Annotated in this window: 9 protein-coding genes; 5 read left to right on the top strand and 4 right to left on the bottom strand. The window is 54.7% G+C overall.

The annotated features are described in order from the left end of the window. The coding region (locus tag QM590_RS19965) for a transposase (protein ID WP_269596133.1) at positions 1 to 262 on the bottom strand (262 nt) is incomplete at its 3' end. Positions 263 to 305: 43 nt separating this feature from the next. On the opposite strand from QM590_RS19965, the gene QM590_RS19960 reads away from it, so the two are divergent. From QM590_RS19960 to QM590_RS19945, 4 genes are all read left to right on the top strand, one after another. Then, positions 306 to 1,196: a phage portal protein gene (locus QM590_RS19960; protein WP_269596132.1), complete on the top strand. Its 891-nt coding sequence runs from the start codon at positions 306 to 308 to the stop codon at positions 1,194 to 1,196. Continuing rightward, on the top strand, positions 1,193 to 1,636 hold the full coding sequence (locus QM590_RS19955; protein ID WP_269596131.1) for a phage scaffolding protein: 444 nt from the start codon (positions 1,193 to 1,195) through the stop codon (positions 1,634 to 1,636). The genes QM590_RS19960 and QM590_RS19955 overlap by 4 nt, the downstream gene beginning before the upstream one ends. A gap of 154 nt (positions 1,637 to 1,790) precedes the next feature. Further along, positions 1,791 to 2,639, top strand: a complete 849-nt coding sequence (locus QM590_RS19950; RefSeq protein ID WP_269596130.1) for a phage major capsid protein — start codon at positions 1,791 to 1,793, stop codon at positions 2,637 to 2,639. A gap of 416 nt (positions 2,640 to 3,055) precedes the next feature. After that, the gene (locus QM590_RS19945; RefSeq protein ID WP_269596129.1) at positions 3,056 to 3,532 is read left to right on the top strand and encodes a hypothetical protein; all 477 of its coding nucleotides are present in this window, start codon (positions 3,056 to 3,058) and stop codon (positions 3,530 to 3,532) included. A gap of 107 nt (positions 3,533 to 3,639) precedes the next feature. Here the strand turns inward: QM590_RS19945 and QM590_RS19940 are convergent, their stop codons facing one another. After that, a complete protein-coding gene (locus QM590_RS19940) occupies positions 3,640 to 4,227 on the bottom strand; it encodes a hypothetical protein (protein ID WP_269596128.1) in 588 nt (195 codons plus the stop codon). 2 nt (positions 4,228 to 4,229) lie between these two features. Further along, positions 4,230 to 4,790, bottom strand: coding sequence for a hypothetical protein (locus QM590_RS19935; protein ID WP_269596127.1), 561 nt, complete (start codon positions 4,788 to 4,790; stop codon positions 4,230 to 4,232). Between the two features lie 211 nt (positions 4,791 to 5,001). Between QM590_RS19935 and QM590_RS19930 the strand changes: the two genes are divergently transcribed. Next, positions 5,002 to 6,261 carry an aminotransferase family protein gene (locus QM590_RS19930; protein ID WP_269596126.1) on the top strand — a complete coding sequence of 420 codons (1,260 nt, stop codon included), beginning with the start codon at positions 5,002 to 5,004 and terminating at the stop codon, positions 6,259 to 6,261. Here the strand turns inward: QM590_RS19930 and QM590_RS19925 are convergent. Next, entirely contained in the window at positions 6,245 to 6,475 is a 231-nt protein-coding gene (locus QM590_RS19925; protein ID WP_269596125.1) for a hypothetical protein, read from the bottom strand. The two genes, QM590_RS19930 and QM590_RS19925, sit on opposite strands and share 17 nt — an antisense overlap. Between the last annotated feature and the right edge of the window lie 15 nt (positions 6,476 to 6,490).

Below are 6,490 nucleotides of genomic sequence, written 5' to 3'. Positions count from 1 at the left end.
CCGCACGACGCATGACCTCGGCTTCTTGCTCGAGCAGCTTGATCCGTTTGCGGGCTTCTCGCAGCTCGGCGGACTCGTCGAGGCCTGTCTTCGTGGCGGTGCCGCGTTCGATTCCGTCGTCGCGGTCGGCGATTTTGAGCCAGCGGTGCAGGCAACCTTCGGAGATTCCGAAGTCCTTCGCGATCTGACGCAGCGGGGCCTCGCCTCTACGTGCGACGGCGATGACGTCGCGGCGGAACTCCTCGGGGAATGCTTTCGGCATGGTGAACATCCTTCCACCGTGAGGAGCGATCCTCACAGATCAGATGTCAACCAAAGCCGGGGCAGTCCCGAACCTGTACTACGCGGATCGTATCGAGAAGTATCTATCGACCTCCGACCGTCTGCCGTTCACAGTCAAAGACAGCGACTTCGAGCCGTTCATCGATGACGAGACAGACGAAAACGGCTCTGTACCAAACGAGTTCGGTGTCATTCCGGTGTTCCACTTCACCACGGGTATCGACCAGTACGGCAGACCCGAACATGTCAGTGCCTACAGCTGTCAGGACATGATCAACAAGATGCTGATCTCTCAGCTTGCCAGCGTCGAACACTACGGTTTCCCAACGCGTTGGATGCTGCAAGGCCTAGATGGAACAAAGAGTGACCTAGTAGACGACAACGACGAGCCGAATCCGCTCAGCGGTGCACCAGGGGTCGTATGGGACCTTGCGGGAATCGTGAAGGTCGGACAGTTCACACCAGCCGATCCGAAGTCGTACATCGAGCCCTATCGAGAGTACGTACGTGCCATGGCATCCGTTACAGATACGCCGCTGCACTATTTTGAAAACACTCAGACCAACGTGTCCGGTGAAGCTCTGAGAGCATCCGAGGCACCTCTGGTCAAGAAGTCACGTACCCGACAGCTAGCAATCGGCAACACGTTACGTCGTGTCTTCATGTTCGTGCTGAAGCTCAATGACATTGACGAGGACGTACAGATTCAGTGGCGACAGCTCGAATCGATCGACACAAAAGAGCAGTGGGAGATTGCATATAAGAAGCTACAAGCCGGTTTGCCAGTCGAGCAGATCCTTATTGAACAAGGCTATGACGCTGAAGTAGTAGCTCAGTGGAAAGCAAACGGGCTATTAGTACAACCACAACTGAATACCGAAACTAACCCAATAGAAGGAGATAACGCCGCATGAGCGACAACGAGAACGAAAATGAAGTACAGAACAACGAGGAAACCGTAGACGTAGAAAGTCTACGAGCAGCACTGAAGGCCGCGAACACCGAGGCCGCTAGTCATCGTCACAAGGCATCCGAGCTGGAAACGCAGCTAGTCGAGGCCAGTAAGGCGGGGGATAGGTTCAAGTCGGCCTATGTCACCAGCAAGGCCGCTAACACGCTATCGAGTCTAGGAGTAGCGAATACAAATGTATCCAAGTTCCTAGACTTCAACAAGATCGATGTGGATGAATCGGGGGAGCTGGTAGGACTAGACGAACAGATTACTGAGCTACAGACAACTCTGCCGGAACTATTCGATCCTAAGCGTCGTGCACCGAAGATCGATGGTGCCGACAAGCCAGTTCAAAAGAAAGCACTGACAAGCGCCGAGAAGCTAATCCAGCGCGCACGATAATCGATAAATTGATACAATATAGTTACAAAGCGGGATGCTTTCTCACGGATGAAGCGAGATGCCTAATTCGTACACAGTCTATGCAAGACTCTAAACTGTAAATTCATTTAGAAAGCAAGTGTTTCAAATAGCAAGAGTAAATGCAGATAGCTGGGTGCCGGAAGAGTACGGTTCCGAAGTTATCCAGACAGTAGAGCAGTTTTCCGCTGTAGAAGCGGTAGGCCGTAGGGTCAATATGACCTCAAATATCTTCTCGACCCCACGATTGGGCGATGTAGATGTGGTGGTCATTCCCAAGGGTGGAACATACCCAGAAGATCAGCCACAGATGGACGATGTAGAGCTAAAGGCAGCCAAGTTCGCTAACCGCGTGATCGTTGCCGAAGAGGATCTAGCCGATGCAAACGTAAATGTCATCGTAGAACTTCAGAAGGGTTGGGCAACCAACTATGCACGAAAGTTCGACAATGCATGTCTAGGCACGACAGCCGTAGCAAATGGGGTAACAGTTCCGTTCACCTCTGTCTACAAAGAAGCAGGTACAGCAGTTATTAAGACTGCCGGTGCACTGACCTACGCCGATGTATCCGAGGTTCTAGGCCTAGCCGAGAACGGACGCTACTTTGCCGATCCCGACACAATCGTGATTGCGCATACCAGCTTCAAGGGCCAGCTACGAGGACTCGTTGACGGCAATGGTCGTCCACTGTTCATCGATCAGGTTTCAGCAACTCAGCCAGCAACCCTGTTCGGATATGAGATCCGATTCTCAGACGGTGCCAAGACGAGCGCTACAGCGCAGTGGAACCCAACCGGTAATCCGTTGCTGATCGTAGGCAACCGTAAGCACCTAATCGTGGGTGATCGTTCACCAATCGAGTCATTGATTAGTTTCGATGCCGGATACGGTACCGATGAGCCGCATATCAAGATGCGTACCCGTAAGGCGTTCGCGGTAGGTCGTAAAGAAGCGTTCGGCGTGCTGGAAGTTACATCAGCCTAAGTAGTACCCCTAAATGAATAGTTCATATTTGAGATAGCGGCTAGGTTCAAATCGAGCCTGGTCGCTATTCTCATATGAACATGTATAGCAAATTTGATAGATGAAAGGATTTAGATGTACGCAACTATAGAAAGAGTATTGGAACTAACCGGCTACACGGTAGATTCCTCTGACCTCTTGCAGGCACAAGCAATCGTAGAACTTGCCAGCGGCAGACCGGAATCAGCAGTATCGAAAGAGTCGGATCGAGGTTGGTTGGAATACGCCGTGTGCTGGCAAGCTGCCTATATGCACAACACAGATGTATTCGAGCAAGCAAATGTATCCAAGGTTACTCAGGACAGAAGTACTGTCGAGTTCGGTGATCGAGTGTTCGCACTCAGTCCACTGGTGGTGGAGGCAGTCAAGCGATTGTCATGGAACAAGTCGAGAGGCATTCAGCTGCGAGGCTGGAACTTCAGAAAGAACACACTTCCCGATTGGTGGTACTGGTGAAGCTGATTACCAAACGATATCCGAGTCTGGTCGATATATACGAGAAGATTGAGGTATTCAACGAGGAACTGGGTACATATGACTCCTATTGGGACTACGACAACCCAATAAGCGTGGCGTGCAATGTCACAAGCCTAGAGCCCGATAATTCGTTGGAACAGTTCGGTGCCGAATACACCAACAAGATATTTGTTAAGATCGAGTATGCGACGAACGATATAACACTCAGGCACCAGGCGGGAAACCTCCGAAGTAAAGATGGACTATCTAAGTACTACTACATCGATGACGATGCGCCGGGAAACTACTCATTTAATGTATCGGGCGTCAATGCACAAATCGATGCGCTCGGTAACTTGGTCTGCCATGTGGCGTATCTGGAACTTGCCGGAAACTGAAAGCGGAGTATCGTAGAAATTGCTATAATTTAGTGGAACGGTTTTGCTACTCTCTTTTCCCGTTCTCTTCAAGTAAATGTATTTGTGCAGAATGATCCCCCGATGAGTTATGGACGATTGGTAGCGTCTTCATCGGGGGATCGTCTCGTTCGGCGGTAGAAACGGCGTTTGGTGCTCATTTTCGTTTCGAGACGAATTGCGTCGATTAGATCAATAGTCGTCTGAGCTAGGCCATTAAAGTCTAGTCCGGTCACAATGTACTTCAGTTCCCCAAGGTCGACCTTCTCGATCTCGCCCTCGAAGTCGAGATGCATTCGGTACAGCTTGTTTGCAATTTCATAGAGATGGTCTGATCCATGTATTTGTATTCTGATCAGCTCGAACTTCATTTCGTGTCGCAATTTGAGTAACGAGTTCGTTAATTCGTTGTCCATATCGTATGTTCCATTGTATCGCCCGTTTGTGGCGACCAAGCTATTCACGGTCTCGGACTTCTCGATAAGGCTTGTGACCGCACTGGAAAGTATCTCACGACGAGTCTTCTCGATTTCGCGCTTATCTGCACGGCGATTCGTTATGTAGGCGACTGTGATTGCTACCGCACCGGCAATGATCGCGGTGAATACCAAATATGAGGGGTTGCTTGTGGGGCTAGAGAGATTTTGTGCTGTGGTTTGAGTCAGATAAATACGCATCTCTACGGGGACTTCTTTCGTCTATCACGCTGAATAGGATTGTTTCGTTTCTCGAATCGTTCCTCTAATATCTTCGCTGCGTATTGGTGTAATCGATCAGTTCTGCTCTTTTGTAGCTCTCTCCGCGCCGACAGGATCAGCTTGCTTTGTAGCTGATTGATTCTATGTGTTCGTTTCTCGTTTATATCCGTTGTCATTTTGACGGGTACTGCCATTTCTTCGATTATGTCGATGACGGTTGCAGCGAACCAATCCGACGATACGAGCTGTATCCGGTACACATCATCTGTTGTGGAGCGCAGCAACGTGAGTAGCTGATCTCTGTTGAGATTCGGCAGGTGGTCTATGCCCCGTTTGATCTCTGCGAACTTGTCGTGAACGGACGAAACTGCCACGCCGAGCTGTTCTCTACGCCAGCTCTGGTACTCACGTTGGTCGGCCCGTCGATTGGTGATCAGGGCGATGATCAGAGCACCCACGGCACCGATAGCCGCGCCGATGAGCAGATAGGTTGGATTGCTAGTCGGCACAGTTACCGAAGGATCGACGGCAAGTAGGTACATGCGGGTATGTTGCCACAAGCAAGAGATACCCTTCAGAGGACCGTAAGAGGATCCGCGGGAACGGGGATACCCCGCGCTTGCCGTCGGGCTGGTGGTGTTGACCGTCGCTTTCGCGCTCATGGCGCTGGCAGTGAATGCTCTCGGACGGCTCGCGGGACGGTGGAGGCACGGATCGGTCTCGAGCGAAACGGACTCCACTACTGTGTAGCGCATGTCTTCCGACCTCGATCCAGCGGCCACCACACACTCCTCCGCGCTGTGGCACGGCTTCGCCGACATGGGCAACGTCACTGCCAGCGGGCCGTTCGTCGTCTCGCGAGGCGAGGGTGCGTACATCTTCGACAACAAGGGAACGAAGTATCTCGACGCGACCGCCGGTCTGTGGTTCACCAACGTCGGTCACGGCCGACGCGAGATCGCCGATGCCGTTGCCACACAGCTGAGCTCGATCGCTCACTACTCGAACTTCGGCGACTTCGTACCCGAGACCACGCTGGCCTTGGCCGATCGTCTCGCTGCCATCGCGCCGGTTCCGGGTAGCAAGATCTTCTTCACCTCCGGTGGCTCGGACTCCATCGACACCGCCGCGAAGCTCGCGCGCCGCTACTGGGTCGAAATGGGGCAACCGGCCAAGAAGATCATCGTCGGACGGCAGAAGGCCTATCACGGCATGCACGTCGCCGGCACCGCGCTGGCCGGTATCCCGGTCAACAAGGAGAACTACGGTGAGCTGATGCCCGACGCCAGGACAGTGGCGTGGGACGACGCGAAGTCGCTGCTGGCGCTGATCGAGGAGGTCGGTGCCGAGAACGTGGCCGCATTCTTCTGCGAGCCGGTCATCGGTGCCGGCGGAATCTACCTGCCGCCGGAGGGCTACCTGCGCGAGGTGCGGCAGATCTGTCGCGACAACGACGTGCTGTTCGTCGCGGACGAGGTCGTCACCGGATTCGGTCGTATCGGCGGCAGCTGGTTCGCCTCCACCCGGTTCGAGCTCGAACCCGACCTGATGACGACCGCCAAGGGGTTGACGTCCGGGTACGTACCGATGGGTGCTGTCTTCATCGCCCCGAAGATCGCCGAGCCGTTCTTCGCGGGCGGCGTGTGGTGGCGCCACGGGTACACCTACGGCGGCCACGCCGGAGCGGCCGCGGCAGCGATGGCCAACCTCGACATCATCGAGCGCGAAGAGCTGCTCTCGCACTCCAAGCGCATCGAGGCGGCCCTGCACACCCACCTCGCGCCACTGGCCGCACACGAACGAGTATCGGAGATCCGCAGCGGAATCGGTGCTGTTGCCGCAGTGCAGCTCGCCGACCCGGCCGAAGCATTGCCTTTCGTCAAAACGCTTCGGGCACACGGGGTCTCCGGCCGCGCCGCCGGCCAGGGTGCGATGCAGATCTCGCCCGCATTCGTCATGACCGACGCCGAGATCGAAGAGCTGGCCGCGCGGATCCTCAGCGCGCTCGGCTGAACCGAAGTCTGCCGAGCAGCTGCTTCCCTCGCGACAGCGGGGGAGCGGGTGCCGGTATCGGCTCGTCGGAGACAGCCGCGAAACGACGGTGCAGCTGCTCGCGCACTTCCTCGGGCGCGTAGGCACGACGCTTGCGCTCGGATCGAACCACCAACGCCCCGGTGGCCGCGACACCGACCATCCCGGCGAGACCGACAGCCTTCCACACGTTCATCCGGCCACCGTACCG

Origin of the sequence: Rhodococcus sp. IEGM 1372, from assembly GCF_030056835.1 — a bacterium.
GTDB lineage: Bacteria > Actinomycetota > Actinomycetes > Mycobacteriales > Mycobacteriaceae > Rhodococcoides.
The sequence above is the reverse complement of the archived record's forward strand: the minus strand, read 5'-3'. Positions and strand labels throughout refer to the sequence as shown.